Here is a 23,104-nt window from a genome sequence, read left to right on the forward strand (position 1 = left end):
GGCGTCGCCCTAGTGCGCACCGCCGGATTGCGCCTTGGCGGCCATCTGCTTGAGCATGACGTCGTGGATGATGTCGATCCGCGAACGAGCCTCCGCGCACACATACGGGTCGCGGATCACGCTGAGTTGGTTGTCCTGCTTGGATTCTCCGCCGGTGGACCAGTTGGTCGAACCGGTGATGACGTCGACACCGTCGATGATCACCATCTTCAAATGCATGATCGCCGACTTCTCACTGTGACCGATGGCGATGCTGTTGCCGATCTTGTCGTTGAGCCACGGGGCCAACAGAGCCCGCTCGGATTTCCCCGCGGCTTGGGTGGAGTCGAGACTCATTTGCACATACATCTTTTCGTCCTTCAGCGCCGACTGCAGCACCGAATTCAATTCGGCGTCGTCGTAGCCGTACATCGCCACCACGATGCTCTTGTCGGCCGACGTCAGCAAGGCTTTGAGCGCCTCGTGCACCCGGTCGACCGGACTGTAGAACGTTCGCGTGTCGTCGGGGTAGCCGGGCGGAAACGGCGCGGCTTTGTATTGGTCCAACTCGGTGAGCGAACGCAGTGCCATGGCGGTTTCTCCTTCACAACGCGGGCGACGTCCAGTCGGTCGGGTCGGCGCTGCGCCGTTGCGCGTCTCCGGTCAGATCGGGCAAATAGCCGGGGTCGTCGCGACGGCGCACCAGCACGCTCGGATGCACCAGCGCATCGGCGCCCATCGGCCGGCGCCGGCAGCCAACCAGGTACCAGAGCTTGCCATTGTGGTGGATCGGCGCGTCCGCGAAGTCTTCTGTCGCCGCGCACTGCTGCCGGTAGGCCGCCGCGTCGATCGCCACTTCGCCAGCGACTCCGTCGGTGACCCACTTCAGCGCGATCGTGGCCAGCCGGTGATCGGGCATGAACGTGCCGCCGACGTCGGCGTGCACGCCGGCGAACCAGCGTTCCTCCAGCGCCAGCGGATGGCGTTCGACGAGGTATTCGCGGTAGGGACGGCGCCGTTCGTCGATCGAGACGGCGTGGCGGATGCGCGCGACGTTCGGCAGCGAGCGGGTGTAGGGCCAGCGCAGGTTGCCGAACCGCAGGAACCCGGCCGCCTTGACCGTGTCCCAGAGACCGAGGTACGCGATCGGCACCGCGTGGTGCCACACCTGATTCGGGCTGTTTTGCCGCACGGTCGAAAACAGCGGCTCGCCCTCGGTGCGCCAGCAGAACGCACGGGCGAACTCGGCCCAGTGGGCGTACTCGTCCTGGGTGAAATACCGGTTGATGGCGTACTTTTCGACCGCGTACGGCAGCAGGTTCTCCGAGCCGGGCCGCAGCAATCCCGGCCGCAGCAACATGCCGGCCAACGCGCGCGCGGTGTAGGCGCCGCGGCTGAAGCCGAAGATGTAGAGCGCGTCGCCTGGGCGCCAATGCTGCATCACGTATCGGTAGGCTTGCGCCACATTGCCTTTCAGGCCCAGGCCGAAGGCCTTCTGGGTGAGTAGGTCGATCGTGCGCGACAGCGACGAGTGCGCCGACGCGGGCGCCAGCGTGCCGACGCCGGGGTCGTAGTAAGCGAGCTGGCCATCGTCCTTGTCCAGCATCTCGAACAGCTTGGCGACGTTGGTGAGGTTGCCGGCCCCGATTTGGTTGGCGGTGCCGTCGAGGCAGACGACGATCCGCTTGCCCCGCGGCGGTTCAGGGTGCTCGGACATCTCGGGGAACGCCTCTCACAGGTATGCAACTCCCTGATGTGTGGCACTCTACGACGGCCGGGCACGGTGCGGAAGAATCGACGGTCAGCATGGACGACAGCGAAGGCAATTCCGCGCCGACACCGGAGCCCGCATCCCGGCGCGCCCATATCGTGCGGCTCGGCGTGTTCGTCGCGTTCCTGCTCCTGATGTTCTACCTGGTGGCGATCGCGCGCGTCGTCCACGTGGAGGAGGTGCGGCGCGTGGTCTCGGCGACGGGTCCCGCGGCCCCGCCGACCTACGTGGTGGCGTCGGCCGTGCTCGGGGCCGTGTTCGTGCCGGGCTCGGTCCTGGCCGCGGCCAGCGGGCTGCTGTTCGGTCCCCTACTCGGCATCTTCGTCACGCTGGGCGCGACGGTCGGCACCGCGATCGTCGCGAGCCTGATCGGCCGGCGGGCCGGGCGCGACAGCGCCCGGGCGCTGCTGGGGGCCGACCGCACCGACCGCATCGACGCGCTGATCGAGCGCCGCGGGCTGTGGGCGGTCGTCGGGCAGCGATTCGTCCCCGGCCTCTCCGATGCGCTCGCGTCCTACGCCTTCGGGGCGTTCGGGGTGCCCTTGTGGCAGATGGTCATTGGCTCGTTCGTCGGTTCGGTACCGCGCGCGTTCGTCTACACCGCGCTGGGCGCGTCGATCGGCAACGGGTCGTCGCCATTGGCTTACGCGGCGATCGCGGTGTGGTGCGTGACCGCCATCGTCGGCGCGTTCGCCGCGCGGCGCGGATACCGGAATTGGCGCGCCAGCCGAAAAGCCGGGGAGGGCTAAGCGGGGCGCTCCGCGGCCACGAACAGGTTTCCCGGCACCGCGTCCGCGACCTCCTTGGCCGCCGTGCGCCCGTAGCCGGCCATCAGCTCGTCGGCCGGCGTGACCGTCACGCTCCAGCCGTGGCGGCGGAACCAGTCGCCGACGTCCTCGCGCTCCTCGAAGTACCACAGCTCGTCGGTCCTCGGCACCTGCCGGTCCGGGTCCACCCGCGCCATCAGCGCGCGGACCCGGTCCATCCGCTCGCGGCGCCTGGCGCGGAACTCGGGATCACAGAACTTGGGCCCCAGCGCCTCCACGGCCACCCGGCTGCCGGGTGCGGTGAGCCCGTGCACACGCTCGAACAGCAGCTCCTGGGCGGCGGCCGGCAGGTAGGGCATCAGCCCCTCGGCGGACCACGCGCTGGGTGCTGACGAGTCAAAACCCGCCTCGCGCAAGGCCGTCGGCCAATCCTGGCGCAGGTCCACCGGGACGGCGATCCGATTGCACGCGGGCTCTGCGCCGTGTTCGGTCAGCGTCGACAATTTGAAGTCCAGCACCCGGGGCTGATCCAGCTCGTAGACGCATCCGTCGTCCGGCCAGGGCAGCCGCCATGCCCGCGCGTCCAGACCCGAGGCCAGGATCACCGCCTGGCGGATGCCGGCGCGCGTCGCGGCGAGGAAGAACTCGTCGAAGAACGCTGTCCGCGAGGCCATGTAACCGACCATCGCCTGCATCTGCAGCGGCAACTCGGGTTCGGCCTCGATGAGTTCGTCCGGCAACTGCGGGGCCGAGTGCCAGTTCCACACCCCGTCGCCGGCGGCGTCGAGGAAGACCTGCGCGAACGGGTCGGAGATCAACGGGTTCTCACTTCGCGTCTCCGCGGCGCGCGCCGACGCCACGCCCAGCGCCGTCGCCCCCACGCTCTCGGTGATCTCCCAGCTGTCGTTCTCGGTCCTGGCCACGCGCGTCCCCCGAATCGATAGTTCGCCTACATACTCGACCGTACGCGCACCGGATGGGTGGGAGCTGTCGCGGAACCGGCTATCCGGTTAAGTTGTCGGCGAGCCGGCAAGCGGCAATTGTTTGCGGCGCCGAACGGATCCGAAGGATCACCATGCGAGTCGACGGGCGCGAGGTCAGCGTTTCCGGCAGCTTGCTGCAGCCGTTGACCCGGCGCACCAACGACATCCTGCGGCTCGCGGCCAGCGCGACCTTCCTCGCCGTGGTGATCACGAGTTCGCTGATCACCCGGCCGCAGTGGGACGCGCTGGAAAAGTCCATCTCGCAGATCGTCGGCGTGCTTTCCCCGCGGCAGTCCGACCTGGTGTACCTCGCGTACGGCGTGGCGATCCTGGCCCTGCCGTTCATGATCCTGATCGGCCTGGTCGTCGGCCGGCAGTGGAAGCTGCTCGGGGCCTACGCGGCCGCCGCTGTGCTCGCGGCGTTACCGCTGTCGATCGGCGGCAACGGGTTTTCGGCGCCGCGCTGGCACTTCGACCTGTCCGAACGGCTGCAGACCGTGTTGGGCCAGTTCCTTGACGACCCGCGTTGGATCGGCATGCTGGCGGCGGTGCTGACCGTCTCGGGACCCTGGCTACCCGCGCGCTGGCGGCGTTGGTGGTGGGCGCTGCTGCTGGCGTTCGTGCCGATTCACCTGGTGGTCAGCGCGATCGTGCCGGCGCGCGCCCTGTTGGGCCTGGCGGTCGGCTGGCTGGTCGGCTCGCTGGTGGTGCTGGTGGTCGGGACCCCCGCGCTGGAGGTGCCGTTGGAGGCCGCGGTGCGAGCGATGGCCAGGCGCGGGTTCGTGGTCACCCGGCTCACCGTGGTCCGGCCGGCCGGCCGCGGCCCGCTGGTCCTTTCGGCCGGATGCGAGGAGCCCGACGGCGCCGCGGTCGTCGAGTTGTACGGACCGCATCAGCGCAGCGGCGGCACACTGCGGCAACTCTGGATAAAGCTGCGGCTGCGCGATACCGAGACCGCACCCCTGGTGACCTCGATGCGCCGCGCCGTCGAGCACCGCGCGCTGATGACGATCGCCATCGGGGAGGTGGACCTGGCCAACACCTCGACGATCGCCGTCGCCACCCTCGACCGTGGCTGGATTCTCTACTCGCACATGCCACCCCACGGCCTGCCGCTGACTCGCTGCGCGCAGTCGACGCCCGTGGACCGGGTGTGGGAAGCGCTGCGGAGCCTCAACGACCAGCAGATCGCGCACGGCGACCTGCGCGGCAACGAAATCACCGTCGAGGGCGGCGACGTGCGCTTCGGGGGCTTTCACAACGCCGAATACGGCGCCACCGACGCTCAACTGCAATCCGACATCGCGCAGCTGCTGGTGACCACCTCCGCCCTGTACGACCCCAAATCGGCGGTGGCCGCAGCGATCGATGCGTTCGACAGGGACACCATCCTGAGCGCGTCGCGTCGATTGACGAAAGTGGCTGTGCCGCGGCTCATCCGGAAGTCCGTCTCGGATGCGGGCGCCGTCATTTCGGCCGCCCGCGCGGAGGTGAAGCGGCAGACCGGGGCCGACCAGATCAAGACCGAGACCATCACCCGGTTCACTCGCAGCCAGCTGATTCAGCTGGTGCTCTTCGGGGCGCTGGTCTACGTCGCCTATCCCTTCATCAGCACCGCACCCACGTTCTTCTCCCAGCTGAGGTCCGCCAACTGGTGGTATGCGCTGCTCGGGTTGGCGGTGTCGGCCCTGACGTACCTGGGCGCCGCCGCGGCTCTGTGGGCCTGCACCGATGGGACGGTCAACTATTGGCGGCTGTCATTCGTCCAGGTGGCCAACACCTTTGCCGCGACCACCACGCCCGCCGGCGTGGGTGGGCTCGCGCTGTCCACGCGGTACCTGCAAAAGAGCGGCCTGTCGGCGATGCGGGCCACCGCGGCGGTCGCGCTGCAGCAGGCCGTTCAGGTGATCGCGCACCTGTTCCTACTGATCTTCTTCAGCGTGGTCGCGGGCGCGTCGATGCACCTGTCACACTTCGTGCCCAGCGCCACCATGCTGTACCTGATCGGGGGCGTCGCGCTGGGCATCCTCGGCACCTTGCTGTTCGTGCCGAAGTCGCGGCGCTGGCTGGCCACCGAGGTGCGCCCGAAGCTGAACGAGGTGACCGGCGACCTGGTCAAGCTGGCCCGCGAGCCGCGGCGACTGGCGCTGATCCTGCTCGGTTGCGCGGGAACGACTCTCGGCGCGGCCCTGGCGCTGTGGGCCAGCGTCGAAGCCTTCGGTGGCGGCACCACGTTCGTCACCGTCACCGTGGTCACCATGGTCGGCGGAACCCTGGCCTCGGCCGCGCCGACACCCGGCGGCGTCGGCGCCGTCGAAGCGGCGCTGATCGGTGGCCTGGCCGCCTTCGGCGTACCGGCGGCCGTCGGCGTGCCGTCCGTGCTGCTGTACCGGGTGCTCACCTGCTGGCTGCCCGTGTTCGTCGGCTGGCCGGTCATGCGGTGGTTGACCAAGAACGAGATGATCTAACGGACGCTGGGCACGCTCACTCGCTTCCGGCCTGCACGACCACGAGAACCGTTGAGGCGCGGGCGCTTTCGCCCACCCTGGAGGTCAGGTTCACCAGGTAGTACTCCTCGGGCACCGACCGTGCGACCACGATCGGAACGTCGACGGTCGCCGACCCGTCGGCGGAGAACTTGCCCACCGTCGGCGTCACGGTGATCCCGCGGTCCGAGGCGGCGCCGGTGATCGTGTAACCGCCGTCGCCGCGCATCCGTTGCGCGTCGAGTCTCACCGTGCCCTTGCTTCCGGGCGCGATCGTGACGACCGGGTTGGGGACGTTGACGGTCACCGCCGAGGCGCCCGCGCCGAAGGACGGCGGTGCGGACGATTCGCTTGTGCCCCAACGCCTGTCCGGGTAGGCGACCAGCGAGAAGGCCAGTTCGCCGCCGGTGCGGATGAACGACTCGGGCAGCCACGTGTCATCGGTGGCGCGGCCGTCGACGCGCAAGCCGCTGACGTACTTGAGGTGGTACGGGCCGGACGCGCCGGGAGCCGAGATCCGGATGGTTTTGCCGCCCGGGAGCGCGATTACCGCGCGGTCGAAAAGCGGCGCGCCGACGGTGAGGATCGCCGTTCCGGGTGTGCTCGGGTAAAGGCCCAGCGCCGCCCAGACATACCAGCTGGCCATCGCGCCCAGATCGTCGTTGCCTGGCTCGCCGTCGGGCGTCGGGCCGAAGAGCCCGCGCACCCGGTCGACGGTGCGCTGCGTCTTCCATGGCTGACCGATGTAGTTGTACAGCCACGGCGTCCCGAAGCCCGGTTCGTTGCCGGCCCACAGGTAGGGCTCGTTGGGCCCGACGTTGAGTTTCTCGGTGAAGGCGTCGAGGCGCGCGGCCACCGCGTCGCGGCCGCCGAGCGCGGTCACCAGGCCGGCCACGTTGTGCGGCACCAACCAGACGTATTGCGCGGCGTTGCCCTCGTCGTAACCGATCTGGCCGAAACTCGACTGCGGCTCGACGAAACCCGGGCCGTCGCGGAAGAAGCCGGTCCAGCTGCGCGGGGAGACGTAACCGGTGCTCGGGTTGAACAGGTTCTGCCAATACTGCGATCGGGCCTGGAATTCGGCGGCCGTGGCGTCCTCGCCGAGCGCGTCGGCGAACCGCGAGATAGCGAAGTCGTCGACCGACCATTCCAGCGTGATCGATGCGTCGGCGATCCAACCGTCGAGACCGAATTCCAACGTGAAAGGCGCATAGCCGCGCTCCAGGTAGGTGGCGATGCCCGGGCGCTCGACGTACTTGTTGAGCCCGTCCCCGCCCTTCGTGGCCGCAATCACCATGTAGCGCAGGGCCGTTCGGGTGTCGAAGTTCTCGGCCCCGAACGCGTGGAAGTTCACGATGAGCGGTACCACGTTGTCTCCGCTCATCTCCGCGGTCGCGGCGTTGGCGAAGGCCCAGCGGGGCAGCGCGCCGCTCTGCTCGGCGTCGTTCACCAGCGACTGGGCCATGTCGCCGGCCCGGTCCGGGAAAAGGAGCGCCTGCAGCGCCGCCAGACATCGGTAGGTGTCCCAGTCGGAGAAGTTGGCGTACTGCGTGCGCCCCGCGGCCACGGTGTGCACGGCGTTGTCGAACCCCAGGTAGCGCCCGTCCGCGTCGTTGAAGGTGTTGGGGTGCAGGAGGGATCGGTACAGCGAGGTGTAGAAGGTGTTCAGGTTATCGACGTTGCGGCCGGCGACGGCGATGCGAGACAGGCTGGCATTCCATTCCCTCGACGCCGCGGCCCGCACGTCGTCGAAGCTCGCGCCGCCCTCGGCGGCCAAGTTCTCCCGCGCCCCGTCGATGCCGACGTAGGAGATCGCGGTTCGCACCTCGAGCACCGCGCCCGCCGGGAACTGCACGTATCCGCCGCTGTACGGCGAATTCGCGCTGCGGGCACCCGGATAAACCGCGAAGCCGTCCCACGCCCCGTAGGCGGTGAACGACTGGCTGAACTTCATCGCGAAATACACCGTGTAGGTGTTGTTCTTGCCGCAGAATCCGCCGCTCGTGGCCCAACCGGTGATCGTCGTGTTGTCCTCGCCGATCTGGATGGTAGCCCGGGAGTTGCCCGCCAGCGATGCGCCGGACCGCACCTGCAGCAGGGCGGGGCGGCCGTTGCGTGGGTAGCTGAACCGGCCGACACCGGTGCGCGTCGTCGCGGTGAGTTCGGCCTTGACCCCGGTCTCCGGGAACCGCACCCTGTAGTAGCCCGGCACGCCCTGTTCGGTGTCGTCGTGGGCGATTCGCTCCCATGACTTCCAGGGTTGTGCGCCAATTCCGTTGGTGGTAGGCAACATCGAGATGTCGCCGAACGCCGCGCAGCCGACCGAGGCGTGGGTCATGCTGAACCCGCTCGCGCGCGGGTTGTCATAGTTGTAGCCGGCGTAGTTGCCCACGGTGTCCGGCGAGTACTGCACCATGCCGAACGGCACGGTGGCGCCCGGGAAGTTGTTGATCTCCCCCACCGTCTGGCCGCCCGTCCCGGTGCCGATCAGCGTGGCGACGTGGTCGACGGGGTTGGTCACCAGTGCGGGCTCGCCGTCGTAGGCCATCGGCGGCGCCGCGGCGATGAACGCCATGAAGACGACCGACGCCGCGAGGATCGCGACGATGGTCCTTCGTGCTCGCATACCTGTCTCTTACTGGACAACGGTGAATTGAGTGGGCACTTTTCCGACCGAATTGGATAACGATTTGCGGGCGATCACCGTGGCGGCGAAATGTTCAAAAGATATCGGCAAACTCGCGTGCCATTTCGGCTACTGTCATCTCGGCGTGGCCGGTGCTGGTACCGGCCCCAATTTTCGGGAGATCGGATCGATGAAACATTTGACGACAGCAACCATTTCCGTAGCGCTGAGTTTGGCGCTCGTCGGTTGCGGCAGCGACCACAAATCCGGCAATCAATCGACGACATCGACGACCACGTCCACCTCGACATCCACCTCGTCGTCGGCGACCAGCGCGGCACCGGGCGCCAAGGCCAAGTACACCATCGCCGACTACGTGAGGGACAACCACATCGCGGAGACTCCCGTTCACCACGGCGATCCGGGCCCGAGCGTCGACCTGCCGGTGCCCAACGGTTGGCAGCTCAACCAAGACGCCGGCACGTCGTACGGCGGCATCGTGATGACCCAGCCCAGCAAGCCCGGCGACCCGCCCACGGTCTCGGCGCTGTTCTCCAGGCTTTCCGGCAACGTCGACCCGGCCAAGATCATCCAGTACGCCCCGGGCGAGGTGCAGAACCTGCCCGGATACCAGGGCAACGGTGACGGCAAGGCGTCCACGCTCGGCGGTTTCCAGGCCTGGCAGCTCGGCGGCACGTATCAGAAGGACGGCACCACCCGCGTCATCGCGCAGAAGACGGTGGTGATCCCCAGCCAGGGCGCGGTCTACGTGCTGCAGCTCAACGCCGAGGGCCCGCAGGCCGACCAGGGCCCGCTGATGGACGCCACCAACATCATCGACGACCAGACCACCATCACGCCCTGACCGGCGACCGTGCCGCCGTCGCGAGGCCGCTCCCGCGGCGGCGTCCCTGGCAGGCCTAGGCTGCGGGACCCGATTGGCCTTACCGTAAGCGCATGGCCGAGCAGTCGTATCAGATAGAGGCCGGGCATCCCCCGTCGGCGCTGATGCGCATCGTCAACCCGCTGATGGGTTTCCTGCTGCGCACCCCACTCGCCGGCCCCGCCCGCAAGCAGCTGATGGTGCTGAGCTTCACCGGGCGAAAAACGGGCCGGCCGTTCTCACTTCCGTTGAGCGCCCACGTGATTGACGGTCAGCTCTACGCGCTGACCGGCGCCTCCTGGAAGCAGAACTTCCGCGACGGCGCACCCGCTCAGGTTGTCTACGACGGCAAGACGACCGCGATGCACGGCGAGCTCATCCGCGACCGCGCTGCCGTGTCCGACCTCTTCCTGCGCTGCGCCGAGTCCTACGGCGTCCAGCGCGCGCAGCGGATGATCGGGCTCAAGTTCCGCGATCACTGCATACCGACGCGTGACGAGTTCGCCGAGGCGGTCGACCGGATGCACCTGGCAGCGGTACGCCTGAGCCCGGTGCAATAGCCGCTCAGTCGTCGGTGCCCGAGGCCCGCGGGTCCGCGGTGAGCAGTCGCCGCTCGATCCGTGAGCGCGACGTGGCGACCTCACTGCCGACCTCGCAAAAGTCCTTCGCGATCTGCTCGGCGGGCGAGCTCTCCCAGCTTCATGTTGTGCACCTGAGACAGGGACTTGAGCAGATTGAACGCCGCCAGCTCACTCGCACGGCCCCGCACCGGCCGCGGCGCGGGTTCGGGTGATGACCGGCGGCTCGAGACCGGCGTCGCGCACCGCGCGTCGCACCGCCTCGTCGACGGCGCCGGTGCGGGCGGACGGCACCAGCGCGATCACACAGCCGCCGAACCCGCCGCCGGTCATCCGCGCGCCCAGCGCGCCGGCCCGCTCCGCGGTGTCGGCGATCAGGTCGATGTGTTCGGTGCTGATCTGGAAGTCGTCCCGCATGGAGGCGTGCGAGGCGGAGAAGATCCGTCCGGCCGCAACGAAGTCCGAATCACTAAGCGCAGCAACACAATCGAACACTCGCCGATTCTCGCTCAGCACGTGGCGGGCCCGGCGGGCGTCGACGGGGTCGCGGACAGCGGCGACGGCGGACGGGCCCCGGTCCTCGACATCCCGCAACGACGACGCCCCGAGGTCCGCGGCCGCCCGCTCGCACGACGCGCGGCGCGCGGCATAGTCGCCCCCGGCGTGACTGTGGCGGGCGCGCGAATCGATCAACAGCAGCGCGACACCGGCCGCGTCCGGGTCGAAGGCCACCGGCTGGACCGTCAGGCCGCGGAAATCAATCAGCAGCGCCGTCGCGGGCCGCCCGAACAGCGACGACAGCTGGTCGAGCAGGCCCGTGGGGGCGCCGACGTAGTCGTTCTCGGCGCGCTGGGCCAGCCGCGCCTGCTCCAGGCGGTCGATGCGCACCCCGGCGGCCGCCGCGATCGCGCCCAGCGTCGCGCACTCCAGCGCCGCCGACGACGACAGTCCCGACCCCATCTCCACGTCGCTGGTGATGCGCATCGCGCCGCCGGGCACCGGATGGCCGGCCTGCCGCAGCGCCCACACCACCCCGGCCACGTAGGCGGCCCAGCCCGACACGTCACCGGGGGCGGTGTCCAGCGCGATGCGCACCGGCCCGTCCGCGCGGTCGCTGACCACGGTGATGGCATCGCCGCCGTCGGGCGCGAACGTCACCACCGTGCGCTGCGGCAAGGCGATCGGCAGCGCCAAACCCAGGTTGTAGTCGGTGTGCTCCCCGATCAGGTTGACCCGCCCGGGCGCGGCGTAGCGGACCGTCATCCAAGCTCGCGCAGCCGCCGGGCCACGCTCTCGGGCGTGACATCGCTGATAAAAGCGTCCATCGCCGACTCGGAGGCCGCCAGGTACTTGAGCTTGTTGGCGCTGCGCCGGATCGACATCAGCTCGACGTGGAAGTAGCCGTCGGCCTGCGCGTCGGTGTCGGCGTATTGGTGCAACGCCGAAATATAGGGCAGCGGTGCCGAATACATCCGGTCGAATCGCCGCAGCACGTCCAGGTAGAGCCGTGCGAAGCCGTCCCGTTCGTCCTCGTCGAGTTCGGTGATGTTGCGCACGAACCTGTTCGGGTAGATGTGCACCTCGACCGGCCACCGCGCGGCGAAGGGCACGAAGGCGGTGAACCTGTCATCACGCGCGATGATTCGACTGCCGTCGGCGATTTCGCCCGCGAGTAGGTCGCCGAAGAGGTTGGTGTCGTGGCGCATTCGGTGCTCGCGCGCTTGGCCGAGCATGGCGGCGGTGCGTGGCGTCAGATACGGATAGCCGTAGATCTGGCCGTGCGGGTGGGTCAACGTCACCCCGATCTCCTCGCCGCGGTTCTCGAAGCAGAACACCTGCTCGATGCCCGGGGTGGCCAACAGCTCGCCGGTGCGGTGCCGCCACGCCTCGATGACCAACCGGGCGTGCGCGGCCTGAAGCCCCGCGAAGGAGCCGGTGTGGTCGCTGGAGAAGCAGATCACCTCGCTGCGGCCGTGTCCCGGGGCGGACACGAAGCCGTCACCCGCGGGCGGGAGCGCCGCGCCTGCGCCGGACAGGCTGGGGAACCGGTTCTCGAACACCACCACGTCGTAGTCCGGCGCGGGCACCTCGCTGGTCAGTCCGGTCGGGCCGGGGCATAGCGGGCACTGGTCCGGGGGCGGCTTGTAGGTGCGGTCCTGGCGTAGCGAAGCGACGATCACCCATTGCCCCGTCGTCTGGTCGAACCGCAGCTCGGACCGCTGGCCGTCGCGAGGCGGCAGCGGCCTGCGGTCTTCGACCGGCGCCGGACGGTGCCCCGGCAGCGCGAAGAAGAGCAGGTCACGGCCGTCGGCAAGCGTGGCCCGCGTGGGCGCTGTCACGATGTCGAAGACTAGCTGGTGCCGAAGTTCGGGTAATCATGATGGGTTCAACAGGCCAGAAGGGGGCGTGGCGATCACCGACTTCTACGAACAGGCCCGCAACTGGGTGATCGGCTCGGATCCCGGTCTGCTGCGGCTGCGCATGGCGACGCGGACGACGGCCGCGCTCGGCTGTTCCCTGCTGGCCCTCTATGTCCTGACCCGGGCGACCGGACAACCGCTGACCGTCGCGTTGCTGGGCGTCGTCATCACGATGGTCGCCTCGCGATCGGTCAACGAGCCGGACCCGCGGCAGCAGCGGATCACCATGGCGCTGCTGCCCGTGCCCGCCGCCGTGTCCATCACGGCCGCGGCGGCGCTCGCGCCCCACCAGGTGCTCAGCGACGCGGTGTTCGTGCTCGTCGTGTTCGCCGCCGCCTACATCCGCCGCTTCGGGGCCCGCGGCCGGGCGCTGGGCATGGTCGCGTTCATGTCCTACTTCTTCACGCTGTATCTGCGCGCGAGCGTCTCGGAGCTGCCCTGGATGATCGGGGCGGTCGCGGTGGGCACGGTGTGCACGTTCGTGATGACCACCTACGTCATGCCCGATCGGCCGGAGCGCGTGCTGCGAGCGACCGTCCGGGCGTTGCGGGCGCGGATGGCGATCGTCGTCGACACCACCGCCGACGCCGTCCGCACCGGCCGCCTCGACGAACGGCGCCGCCGCCGGATGCGGGCGCGCACCACCCGGCTCAACGAGACCGCCCTGATGGTGCAGAGCCAGATCGAGGACAAGGCCGACCCCGCCGTGCTGTGGCCGGGCGTCACCGCCGAACAATTGGCCCCGTGGCTGCTGGACGCCGAGCTGGCCATCGAATGGGTGGCGACGGCGGGGCGGCGGGCCGCGGCACTCATGTCGCAGGACCCGAGCGCGATACCCGCCCCGACCCGGGTCGCGCTCGTCGACGTGCTCTCGCGGCTCGCGCGGGCCATCCGCCTGCCCGAGCCCGACGGCCTCCGGCAAGCCGCCGCGCGTGCGCAACGGCTGCTGGACGAGCAGCGCGGCGCCGCCGGTGCTGATGACCCGGGCAGCGCCGCGGTGCGCCGCCTCGCGCTGGCGATCATCAACGCCGCCACAGCGACTTCCGACGTGCGGGCCATCGTCGATCGCGCGGCGACCGGCGATGTGGCCTTGGAGAGTACGGACAGCGAGCGGCCGCCGGCCTCGGACGGCGCGCCCCCGGACGCGCCCGCCGAGCCCGCTGACGAGGAACCACCGCAGGGGCTCCGGCCGACCACCCGGCAAGCCATCCAGGTCGCCGTGGCCGCGTCGCTCGCCATCGTCGCGGGCGAGCTGGTGTCGCACGCACGCTGGTACTGGGCCGTGATCGCCGCGTTCGTCATCTTCGCCGGCACCAACTCGTGGGGCGAAACCCTGACCAAAGGATGGCAGCGCATGCTCGGCACCCTGCTGGGCGTACCGTGCGGCGTGCTGGTGGCCACGCTGCTGGCCGGCGACAAGACGGCCGCCCTCGCCGGCATTTTCGTGTGCCTGTTCTGCGCCTTCTATTTCATGACCGTCACCTACAGCCTGATGACCTTCTGGATCACCACGATGCTGGCTTTGCTGTACGGCTTGCTCGGCCAATTCTCGTTCGGCGTGCTGATGTTGCGGATCGAAGAGACCGCCCTGGGCGCGGTGATCGGGGCCACGGTGGCCGTCGTCGTGCTGCCGACGCACACCCGGGAAGCGATCCGCGATGACACCCGCACGTTCCTGGGCAACCTGTCGGGACTGATCGAGGCGTCCACCGCGACCATGCTCGGTGCGGACGCGAGCGGGAGCCCGTCCGAGCAGGCACGCCAGCTGGACCGGGACCTGCAGCAGTTCCGCGTTACCGCCAAGCCACTGCTGGCGGGCGTCGCCGGCCTTGCGGGCCGGCGCAGCATTCGCCGCGCCCTGCGCATCTTCGCGGCGTGCGACCGGTACGGGCGCAGCCTGGCACGCAGCAGCGAGCGCTATCTGGACCCGGTGGGAGCGCAGCCGCTCACCTTCGAACTGGCCCAAGCCTTCTCGGCTGCCGCGGCCCGGACGCGGCGCAACATCGACGCGCTGGCCGCCGCGATCGGCAGTGGCCGCGCGCCGACCATGGTGTCGGCCGCCGACGAGCTCGACGCCGCCGAGACGCTGGCCCGACAGCGGGACGGCGAAGCCGGATCACCGGTGCGACCGCTGCCCGACACCCGCCGGCTCCTCACCGCGGTGCACGCGCTGCGGCAGATCGAGCGGGCCATCGTGACCGCGGCCACCAACCTCGGCGGGCGCGAAACCGCCGCGACCGAGTTTCACACCGACGGGTTTCAGAGGCCGGGCAGGCACGCCGGGAAATAGCACGGTTGGTTGGGCCCCTGGGCCTTTCGCACCAGGTCGAACAGCGCAAGCATGGTTTGCAACAACCGCAATTCGACGCCGGGCCGTTGGGCGGGAGGCAGGTTCTGCACATCGTTGGACACCGTGGTGGACTGCTGCTGCAGCTGTGCCAGCCGTTGCTGGCGTTGCGCCGGTGTGAGGTTGTCCCAGTTGTCGTGCAGGTCGTTCACCTGCCACTGCAGCTCCGCGACCTCCGCCTCGGGATCGGGCTGCGGGGCCGGGGCCGGGGCCGTCGCGTAGAACCGGATCGGGGCGGGCGCCGCGACCTCGGCCTGCGCGCAACCGGCCGCCGCCAGCGCGCCGGCGACCAGACCGGTCGCGATTATCGCTGTGATTTTCATGAAGGCTTCTTTTCTTCAGGGCTCGGCTTTATGGCAGTAGGACACGTCGGGTTTGCTACCGATCCCAATAGTCGCCAGGAAGATTCGGCTGCCGGTGCCGGAGTTTCGCCGAACTGCGCGCCACGGAACCGATCCGGTGGGACCGGCAGCGCCCGATGGAGTTCGGCATGTTCGTGGTCGCGCTGGCCGTCGCGGGCAACGAGACGACCCGCAATTCGATCACGCAGGGCATGATGGCCTGCACCGACCATCCGGCGCAGTGGGAGTTGTTCAAGCCGCGGCGGGGACGTCCTTGATCGCCCTCAGGCGAATGCGGGCGCCGCGATGTGGCACCAGGACAACGAATTTCAGCCTCTGGCGTTCATCGGCCGCGGTCGTGGTGCACAGCTCGACCCGGCGCAGAATCTCGCGCAACACCACGCGCATCTCCACCGAAGCGAAGCCGGCGCCCAGACAGCGGCGGTTGCCGCCACCGAACGGGAACCACGTCGTCGGCGTGAGAGTGGCGCCCAGCATGCGGTCCGGGTCGAATCGGTGCGAGTCCGGATACACCGCGGAGCTGGTGTGTACCAACCCGATTCCGGGTGCCACCATGACCTTGGCCGGCAGGCGGTAACCGGCCACGTCGGCCGGTTCGGTGAGCACCCGCCCCACGTCGAAGACCACCGGGCGGATCCGCAATGTCTCCTTCACCAGCGCGTCGAGGTACTCGTCTCCGGCCGGATCACCGGCGGCGCTGGCCTCGGCGGCGGCCACGGCCTTGGCCAACACGGCCGGATGGCGGGTCATCCGCTCGAGCGCCCAGGACAATCCGTTCGCGGTGGTGTCGTGCCCGGCCACCAGCAACGTCATCAGCTGATCCCGCAGCTCACGATCGGACATCGGGTGCCCGCCCTCGTCGGCGCGGACCAGCATGGCCAACACGTCGGTACGGTCGGCCAGATCGGGATCGGCGCGGCGCTCGGCGATCTCCGCGCAGAGCAGCCGGTCCGCCTCGGCCATTCGCCGACGCAGCGACCGCCATGGGAGGTAGCGCTGCAACTCCGGCCTGGCCAGCGCGAGAGTCGCCCAGGGGCCCACGGTGAGCAGCCTGGGCATGATCGCGCGCAGGCCGGCGAGCCGGGCCGGATCCGTGGCGCCGATGACCGTCCGCAGGATGACCTCAAGGGTGATCTCCGACATCTTGGGAGCGGCCGCGAAGCTCTTCCCCACCGGCCACTCGGCGATCTTGGCGGCGGCGATGTCGGCCATCTGCCCGGCTTGTCGAGCGACGGCGTCCCGATGAAAGGGCGGCAGCATCAGCCGCCGCCGGTCTCGGTGGACATCGTCGTCGATCACCAAGAGCGAGCTTTCACCCAGCAACCCGCTCAGTATCGAATTCGCTTCCCCGGCGTGGAAAACGCGCGGGTCGCCGGCGAACACCGTCTTGATGTCGGCCGGGTCGGCCAAGTACACCAGCGTGCCCATCCCGGCGACGCGCAGCGTGAAGACGTTCCCATAACGTCGCCGGCAGGCGGCAACGAAGTGCGACCCGCGGTGCAGCATCAACGCGGCCTGTAATGCCCGGGGCAGCGCGGGCCCCGGCGGGAGCATGGAAGGCGCGGCTTTGCGCATCGCCATGAATTTTACGGCCGGCACGCCCGGGGAAGGGCAATTACGTTGGCCGCCCCTTCGGGCTCACATGTGCAATTGGGTGCTGTCCGTCTCGTGGCGGTCGCCGGTCGCGATGAAGTCTTCGATCAGCTCCACCACCTGGTTCGGCGCCTCGACCTGTGCGAAGTGACCCACGTCGGGCAGGATTTCCAGCCGGGCGTCGGTGCGGGCCTCGTGCGCCGCGTACGCGTGGTCGACGGGGATGATGCCGTCGCGCTCGCCCCAGATCGCCATGACCGGCAGGTCCTCCCGCAGTCGTAGCCTGCTGAGCGCGCTGACCGCCTGCCCGCGGTAGTCCACGACCGATCGCAGCGTCCGCAGGAACGATTGCCGCGTCTCGCCGTCGGACAGCGACGAGTAGGCGCTCCACAGCTCGGCCCCGCGCGGAGACTGGATGCCGGCGCTCTTCAGCCACGACCTCAGCCGGTTGCCGACGGACAGCACCGGCTTGGGAGCGATGATCGGCAACACCAGCTCCGCACCGGGCGCCGACAGCAGCCGCAGCACCCAGCCGACGTCGGGCCCCAGCCCGCCGCTGCTGATCAGGATCAACCGCTTGGCGTAATCGGGGTGCTGGTAGACGAACTGCATAGCAACGCCGCCGCCGAGCGATTGACCGACCAAGGTGGCCTGGCTGACGCCCAGCTCGTCGAGTAGATCACGAAGCCAGACCGCGAACGCGCCCAGCGAATAGTCCGTGCGGGGCTTCGCCGATTCGCCGTGGCCAAGCAGGTCCGGGGCGATGACCCGGAACTTCTTGGCCAGCGGCGGAATGATCGACCGCCACGTCTCCGAGCTGCCGGCCATCCCGTGGATGAGCAGGAGCACCTCGCCGTCACCCTCGTCGCGGTAGGCGACCCGGTCGCCGTGCAACTCCAAGAACTTCAACTGGCTCATTCCCTGGTTGTACCCGCTCCGGCCCCGCTCAGGGCATTGCTGGGGGGAAATCGTGACGGAAAACGCTTCCGGGCCCCGCGGCGCCGGAGGCCTCAGCGATGATCTAGGGCATGACCGAACCGGTTGCGGCCCGCGTGGCCGTCTACCTCGACTTCGACAACATCGTGATCTCGCGATATGACCAGGTACACGGTCGTAACTCGTTCCAGCGGGACAAAGCCAAGGGGCTCGACCAGTACGGTGAGCGGCTGGGCCGGGCAACCGTGGACGTCGGCGCCATCCTCGACTTCGCGTCGTCGTTCGGGACGCTGGTGCTCACCCGCGCCTACGCGGACTGGTCGGCCGACATCAACGCCGGATACCGCGGCCAGCTGGTGGCCCGCGCCGTCGACCTGGTGCAGTTGTTCCCCGCGGCCGCCTACGGCAAGAACGGCGCCGACATCCGGCTGGCCGTCGACGCGGTCGAGGACATGTTCCGGCTGCCCGACCTCACGCACGTGGTGATCGTCGCCGGTGACTCCGACTACATCCCGCTGGCCCAGCGGTGTAAGAGGCTCGGCCGCTATGTGGTGGGCATCGGGGTCGCCGGCGCGTCGAGCCGGGCGCTGGCGGCGGCCTGCGACGAATTCGTCATCTACGATTCGCTGCCCGGGGTCCCCGCGCTGGAACCGCAGGCCACCGAGGCCGAGGCCAAGCCGGCGAAGCGCCGCTCCGGGCGCGCCAAGGAGCCCCCGCCCGAGGAACCCGAGCCGCCCGATCCCCAGGCCGCCGCCACGGCGCTCTTGACGCGTGCGCTGCAGATCGGCCTGGAAAAAGATGATGTCGACTGGCTGCACAACTCCGCGGTGAAGGCCCAGATGAAGCGGATGGACCCGTCGTTCAGCGAACGGTCGCTCGGGTTCCGGTCGTTCAGCGATTTCCTGCGGTCGCGGTCCGACGTCGTCGAACTGGACGAGACGTCGACGACGCGGATGGTGCGACTGCGTGCGCAGGACTGACACCGAAGCGGGGCCCCCCTGGCTGACTCGCAACGTTCGGGTGCTCTCCGGGGTCTCATTCCTGCAGGACGCCGCCAGCGAACTGTTGTATCCGCTGTTGCCGATTTATCTGACGGCCGCCCTGGGCGCCCCGCCGTCGGTGGTGGGGGCGGTCGAGGGCGCGGCCGAGGGCGCCGCCTCCCTGACGAAACTCGCGTCGGGGCCGCTCGGCGACAGGTTCGCGCGGCGCCCGTTGATCGCCACCGGTTACGGCATGGCCGCCCTCGGCAAGGTCATCATCGCGGTGGCCGGGGCGTGGCCGGGCGTGCTGGCGGGTCGCGTCGTCGACCGGCTCGGCAAGGGCATTCGTGGCGCACCGCGCGACGCGCTGCTCGTGGATGGCGTCGACGACGCCTTGCGCGGCAGGGTTTTCGGCTTCCACCGCGCGATGGACACCTTCGGCGCCGTCGTCGGTCCGCTGCTCGGGCTGGTGGGTTATGAACTGCTGGACCACCGGATCGCGCCGTTGCTGTATGTCGCCATCGTGCCCGCCATCCTGTCGGTGGCGCTCGTCTTCGGCGTGCGCGAGCGTGGGCGCCGCGGTCCGCGGGAGCGGCGGCAGTCGATGTGGGCGGGGGTGCGCTCGCTGCCGCGACCCTACTGGCGGGTGACCGGACTCCTGGTGGTCTTCAGTGTGGTCAATTTCCCCGACGCGCTGTTGTTGTTGCGCCTCAACGAGATTGGCTTTTCGGTGGTCGGGGTGATCCTGGCCTACGTCGGCTACAACGCGGTGTACGCGCTGGCCAGCTACCCTGCAGGAGCGCTCGCCGACCGCATCGGCAGGGCGGCGCTGTTCGGCGTCGGGTTGGCCTTCTTCGCGGTCGGCTACCTCGGGTTGGGGTTGACCACCGACGCCGTGACGGCATGGCTGCTGATCGGTGCCTATGGAATGTTCACCGGGTGTACCGACGGCGTCGGGAAGGCGTGGATCTCGGGGCTGGTCGACCCGGCGCATCAGGCCAGTGCGCAGGGCGTGTTCCAGGGCGCCGTCGGCCTGGCCGTGCTGGTGGCCGGGTTGTGGGCGGGCGCCCTGTGGGGCGCGAATGGCCAACTGCCACTGCTCATTTCAGGAGTCATCGGCGGCGTGCTCGCGGTCGTGCTGATCGGCGGTCGGCTTATCGACGCGATCAGCACCCGGTAGGCCACACACGACCCTGCGGTTGCACGACACCATGGTCAACGTGATGAATGGGCTCGTCGATGCCGTGATCGACGCGGGTCGGTGCGACGTCGTCGCCGACCTCGCCCGCCCCTACCCAGTGCCGATCATCTGCGCCTTGCTCGGCGCCCCGCGCGAGGACTGGCAACAGTTCTCCTTATGGGCGGACGACGTCTTCAAGGCCTTCCGCTTCAGTGTCGACATCCGGGAGGTGGAGCCGGTCGTCATGCGCGCGTGGGGCGAGCTTGACGACTACGTCGACGACATGGTGGCGCGGCGGCGGCACAGCCTGACCGACGACCTGATCTCCGACCTGATCCGCGCCGAGGATGACGGCGACCGCCTGAACACCGCCCAACTGCGGATGCTGGCGGGCGGCCTGCTCCTGGCGGGGACGGACACCACCCGCAACCAGGTGGCCGCGTCGGTACACGTCCTGTGCGAGCACCCCGAGCAATGGGAGCTGCTCAAGGAGCACCCGGAGCTGGCGATGCGCGCCGTCGAGGAGCTGGCGATGCGCGCCGTCGAGGAGACCATGCGCCACTCGCCGATCGCGGGCGGGACCCTGCGCATGGTGGTCGATGACGCCGAGCTGGACGGCTACCTGTTTCCCGCGGGCACGATGGTCCTGGTCAACACCGCCGCCGCCAACCGCGACCCCGCGGTGTACGACGACCCTGACCGGGTGGACGTCACCCGCGAGGGCGCCCCGCCCATTTTGACGTTCGGCGGGGGTGTGCACTACTGCCTGGGGGCCAATCTGTCCGGGCGCGAGATCGCCGAGGCGCTGAACGTCATCGCGGGCCGCTTGCTCAATCCGCGTATCGCCGGGCCGGTCCCGTGGAAGCCGATGGTGAGCCTGAGCGGCCCGAAGAGCCTGCCCGTCGAGTTCGACCGATAGCCGGCCGGCGGGTGTGGTGTGACGAAGACCGCCTGACCCGAGTCGCGGTTGGCGCGGAGCCGCTTTACGCTCTCTGGTTACACGAACTTAACGGGGGTTTTTGATGCGTGCGTTTACGGGGCAAACTGCGCCCAAATTTGGGCTCGCCCTAACCACGCTGGTCGCCTGCCTGGCGCTCGTGTCCTGTTCGGAAACCGCATCCCCACCGGCGGCGACCCCTACCACCTCGACTTCTCCGTCGAAAACCGCCCCCAACGCGGTCGCCGCACCCGCGCCGATCACCGGTCCGTTGGAGAAGGATTGGAAAAGCTACGGCGGAACGGCGTACTTCGGTTGCCCGGAGAAATTCTCCGACAGCAAATCCGCACTCGACGACATCCGCCCCAAAATATTCGACCCGAAGACCGGACAATACGTCGCGCCGGCGCTCCCGTCGGTGCCCGCCGGTGAGAATCTGACCGGCGCCATCTGCGCGCTCACCGGCACGGCGGAGGACATGCGGGTCGTCTACCTCGTCACGACGGTCAAACCCGCCCAGGCCCAACAACCCGCGGTCACCAAGGCGACCGCGTACGCCTACGACTTCAAGGCGGGCCAACCGCTGGCGACCAAGGATCTGCAGCCGCCGACACCCGACCTCAAGCTGACCGCGCCGAAGGACTGGTCGCTGTCCTCGACGGCGTCGGGCGTGGCGTGGATCAACGCCTTCACCGACGGGCATGCCCCCACTTCGCCGCCGCGGACCGTCATCCTGTCCGGCGCCGACCTGTCGATGCCGTGGAACGATCCGCAATCGGGACGCGCCTGGCAGGACGTTCTCGCGTTCCAACGCAACACCGACCCCGCCAAGACCTCGGGCGCCGAGCTGCGCCGGCCCAGCGGGGAGCCCATCTATCAGGACAACGACATCCGCAGCGTGGACGCCGAATTGACCGATGGCCCGGACAAATTGGTGAAGATCACGCGCTGGGATTCCTACAACCCGCCGGCACTGTCGACGATGTTCTACGACCTGAACGCCAAGTCCGTCATCAAGGTCGGCGACTCCGACCGCGTTCCCGGCGGCGGGCTGTCCGCGACGTTGTCGGACGGGAAACTCTTTGTCGACGGCCATGATTCGGACAGCTCATCGTTCGGTTTCGGGGTGTGGAACCTGCGCAGCCAGCAGTGGGATTTCCTGAAGACGCGCGACGAGGCGAAGAAGATGTCGATCGCAAAGATGGCGTTCTTCGAAGACCATCTCTATATCACCAACGTCGCCAACACGTTCGCCGTCCTCGCCCTGCCCGCCACCGAACCGATCGCGACCACCTGGTCGGTCCGGCCGTTCGCGCGGATCTCGGGGTGGACGTTGGTCTGCCGCGGCGAGAATGCCGTCGCCCTGAACGGCGAGTGCAAGGACATCGTGATGGTGCAAGATCAGGACGGGCGCTTCCCCGGCCCCTGGTCTTGAGCGTCGTCAGCCATTCATCGAGACCAGGTGGCGGTGCAGAAATTCGGCCTCGCGCAGAACCATTCAGGCCGGGCGCGCATGCTCGCGCAGTACAGCCAGCCGGTCCCGATATTCGGTTTCGTTGATTTCGCCGCGGGCGAACCGCGCGGCGAGCACTTCTTCGGGGGAGGTGGTCGGGGACGTGTACGGCGGGGACTGGCGATCCCCGCGATCTCCATTGATGTAGTTGACGAGGGCAACGATGCCGGCGATCAGCAGCGCCCAGAACAAAATCATGCCGATGCCCATCCCAGCCCATCCCCACCAGCCCATGTTGTGGCCGTACCAGACCATCATTGAGATCGCCTCCCATCGGACAGCTTGACAAGCTTCCCCTACCTCGCGTTTGACTTGGTCTCAGCGACGTCGGCACAAGCGCCAAAGGCTCGCGCCCATGGTGGACGGCAATGGGTCGGGTGGCCCGTCGGTGGACGGTGGTGTCGTTTCGATCCGGCGTCCTCGGTGAACGCGCATCAGTCCCGCGGCCGTAGTCGCAAGGAACGTGAACAACAGCACCACGCCGATGAGCAACGCGGCCCAATGGCCGCCCGTAACCTGACCGGACACCGCCATATCGCTCACCTCTTCCGCTGCGCGGCCCGCCGTGCGACCGGTCGAGCATCCGTCCAACATACCCCCTGGGGGTAGGGCCTTGCGTCACTTCTCTTGGGGAAATAGGTCTCTAGTTACCGGGCGCGCAAGGCCGCAGGATCAGGGGACGAAGGTTTGGCGCTTGTGCCGACGTCGCTGAGACCAAGTCAAACGCGAGGTAGGGGAAGCTTGTCAAGCTGTCCGATGGGAG

General features: G+C 68.8%; 18 protein-coding genes and 2 pseudogenes. 10 read left to right on the forward strand and 10 right to left on the reverse strand.

Annotated features, from left to right (window positions below; genetic code table 11):
- Positions 1 to 9 precede the first annotated feature (9 nt).
- Together A5695_RS22235 and A5695_RS22240 are read right to left on the reverse strand one after the other, a co-directional pair.
- The gene (locus tag A5695_RS22235) at positions 10 to 570 is read right to left on the reverse strand and encodes a phospholipase D-like domain-containing protein (protein ID WP_068087310.1); all 561 of its coding nucleotides are present in this window, start codon (positions 568 to 570) and stop codon (positions 10 to 12) included.
- Between the two features lie 13 nt (positions 571 to 583).
- Positions 584 to 1,696 carry a DUF2235 domain-containing protein gene (locus A5695_RS22240; protein ID WP_068087313.1) on the reverse strand — a complete coding sequence of 371 codons (1,113 nt, stop codon included), beginning with the start codon at positions 1,694 to 1,696 and terminating at the stop codon, positions 584 to 586.
- Between the two features lie 89 nt (positions 1,697 to 1,785).
- Here A5695_RS22240 and A5695_RS22245 point away from each other — a divergent pair, with 89 nt between their 5' ends.
- The gene (locus A5695_RS22245; RefSeq protein ID WP_068087315.1) at positions 1,786 to 2,499 is read left to right on the forward strand and encodes a TVP38/TMEM64 family protein; all 714 of its coding nucleotides are present in this window, start codon (positions 1,786 to 1,788) and stop codon (positions 2,497 to 2,499) included.
- On the opposite strand, the gene A5695_RS22250 is transcribed toward A5695_RS22245, so the two are convergent.
- Entirely contained in the window at positions 2,496 to 3,440 is a 945-nt protein-coding gene (locus tag A5695_RS22250; protein WP_068087324.1) for a class I SAM-dependent methyltransferase, read from the reverse strand. The genes A5695_RS22245 and A5695_RS22250 overlap by 4 nt on opposite strands.
- Before the next feature lie 152 nt (positions 3,441 to 3,592).
- Here A5695_RS22250 and A5695_RS22255 point away from each other — a divergent pair, with 152 nt between their 5' ends.
- Positions 3,593 to 5,968 carry a lysylphosphatidylglycerol synthase transmembrane domain-containing protein gene (locus A5695_RS22255; RefSeq protein ID WP_068087327.1) on the forward strand — a complete coding sequence of 792 codons (2,376 nt, stop codon included), beginning with the start codon at positions 3,593 to 3,595 and terminating at the stop codon, positions 5,966 to 5,968.
- A 16-nt stretch (positions 5,969 to 5,984) separates the two neighbouring features.
- Here A5695_RS22255 and A5695_RS22260 read toward each other — a convergent pair whose 3' ends face one another.
- A complete protein-coding gene (locus tag A5695_RS22260) occupies positions 5,985 to 8,612 on the reverse strand; it encodes a GH92 family glycosyl hydrolase (protein ID WP_068087330.1) in 2,628 nt (875 codons plus the stop codon).
- Between the two features lie 190 nt (positions 8,613 to 8,802).
- Between A5695_RS22260 and A5695_RS22265 the strand changes: the two genes are divergently transcribed.
- Positions 8,803 to 9,477 carry an LpqN/LpqT family lipoprotein gene (locus A5695_RS22265; RefSeq protein WP_068087378.1) on the forward strand — a complete coding sequence of 225 codons (675 nt, stop codon included), beginning with the start codon at positions 8,803 to 8,805 and terminating at the stop codon, positions 9,475 to 9,477.
- A 92-nt stretch (positions 9,478 to 9,569) separates the two neighbouring features.
- Positions 9,570 to 10,055 (forward strand): hypothetical protein, encoded by a 486-nt coding sequence (locus A5695_RS22270; protein WP_068087333.1) that lies wholly within the window; start codon positions 9,570 to 9,572, stop codon positions 10,053 to 10,055.
- Between the two features lie 189 nt (positions 10,056 to 10,244).
- Here A5695_RS22270 and A5695_RS22280 read toward each other — a convergent pair whose 3' ends face one another.
- Positions 10,245 to 11,336 (reverse strand): galactokinase, encoded by a 1,092-nt coding sequence (locus A5695_RS22280; protein ID WP_068087341.1) that lies wholly within the window; start codon positions 11,334 to 11,336, stop codon positions 10,245 to 10,247.
- Positions 11,333 to 12,412, reverse strand: a complete 1,080-nt coding sequence (gene galT, locus A5695_RS22285; RefSeq protein ID WP_068087343.1) for a galactose-1-phosphate uridylyltransferase — start codon at positions 12,410 to 12,412, stop codon at positions 11,333 to 11,335. The genes A5695_RS22280 and galT overlap by 4 nt, the downstream gene beginning before the upstream one ends.
- 106 nt (positions 12,413 to 12,518) lie before the next feature.
- Between galT and A5695_RS22290 the strand changes: the two genes are divergently transcribed.
- Complete coding sequence (locus tag A5695_RS22290; protein WP_068087381.1) at positions 12,519 to 14,783, forward strand: FUSC family protein; 2,265 nt, start codon at positions 12,519 to 12,521, stop codon at positions 14,781 to 14,783.
- Here A5695_RS22290 and A5695_RS22295 read toward each other — a convergent pair.
- Positions 14,753 to 15,163: a hypothetical protein gene (locus A5695_RS22295; RefSeq protein ID WP_068087347.1), complete on the reverse strand. Its 411-nt coding sequence runs from the start codon at positions 15,161 to 15,163 to the stop codon at positions 14,753 to 14,755. The genes A5695_RS22290 and A5695_RS22295 overlap by 31 nt on opposite strands.
- A 158-nt stretch (positions 15,164 to 15,321) precedes the next feature.
- Here A5695_RS22295 and A5695_RS28770 point away from each other — a divergent pair.
- Positions 15,322 to 15,447 (forward strand): annotated as a pseudogene (locus A5695_RS28770) (steroid C27-monooxygenase); the annotation flags it as partial.
- Here A5695_RS28770 and A5695_RS22300 read toward each other — a convergent pair.
- Together A5695_RS22300 and A5695_RS22305 are read right to left on the reverse strand one after the other, a co-directional pair.
- Complete coding sequence (locus tag A5695_RS22300; RefSeq protein ID WP_068087385.1) at positions 15,434 to 16,777, reverse strand: cytochrome P450; 1,344 nt, start codon at positions 16,775 to 16,777, stop codon at positions 15,434 to 15,436. The pseudogene A5695_RS28770 and the gene A5695_RS22300 sit on opposite strands and share 14 nt — an antisense overlap.
- A gap of 63 nt (positions 16,778 to 16,840) precedes the next feature.
- Positions 16,841 to 17,713 (reverse strand): alpha/beta fold hydrolase, encoded by an 873-nt coding sequence (locus A5695_RS22305; protein WP_068087350.1) that lies wholly within the window; start codon positions 17,711 to 17,713, stop codon positions 16,841 to 16,843.
- Between the two features lie 110 nt (positions 17,714 to 17,823).
- On the opposite strand from A5695_RS22305, the gene A5695_RS22310 reads away from it, so the two are divergent.
- The 4 genes and pseudogenes from A5695_RS22310 to A5695_RS22325 all read left to right on the forward strand — a co-directional run bounded on the left by A5695_RS22310 (position 17,824) and on the right by A5695_RS22325 (position 22,263).
- The gene (locus tag A5695_RS22310) at positions 17,824 to 18,711 is read left to right on the forward strand and encodes an NYN domain-containing protein (RefSeq protein WP_068087353.1); all 888 of its coding nucleotides are present in this window, start codon (positions 17,824 to 17,826) and stop codon (positions 18,709 to 18,711) included.
- A complete protein-coding gene (locus A5695_RS22315) occupies positions 18,698 to 19,891 on the forward strand; it encodes an MFS transporter (protein WP_068087355.1) in 1,194 nt (397 codons plus the stop codon). Before A5695_RS22310 ends, A5695_RS22315 begins: the two co-directional genes overlap by 14 nt.
- A gap of 1 nt (position 19,892) precedes the next feature.
- Positions 19,893 to 20,810, forward strand: a pseudogene (locus A5695_RS22320) (cytochrome P450); the annotation flags it as partial.
- A gap of 103 nt (positions 20,811 to 20,913) precedes the next feature.
- Positions 20,914 to 22,263 (forward strand): hypothetical protein, encoded by a 1,350-nt coding sequence (locus A5695_RS22325; protein WP_068087358.1) that lies wholly within the window; start codon positions 20,914 to 20,916, stop codon positions 22,261 to 22,263.
- 63 nt (positions 22,264 to 22,326) lie between these two features.
- On the opposite strand, the gene A5695_RS22330 is transcribed toward A5695_RS22325, so the two are convergent.
- Positions 22,327 to 22,599, reverse strand: a complete 273-nt coding sequence (locus tag A5695_RS22330; RefSeq protein WP_068087361.1) for an SHOCT domain-containing protein — start codon at positions 22,597 to 22,599, stop codon at positions 22,327 to 22,329.
- Positions 22,600 to 23,104: the final 505 nt, after the last annotated feature.

Origin of the sequence: Mycobacterium sp. E1747, assembly GCF_001667775.1 — a bacterium.
Lineage (GTDB): Bacteria > Actinomycetota > Actinomycetes > Mycobacteriales > Mycobacteriaceae > Mycobacterium.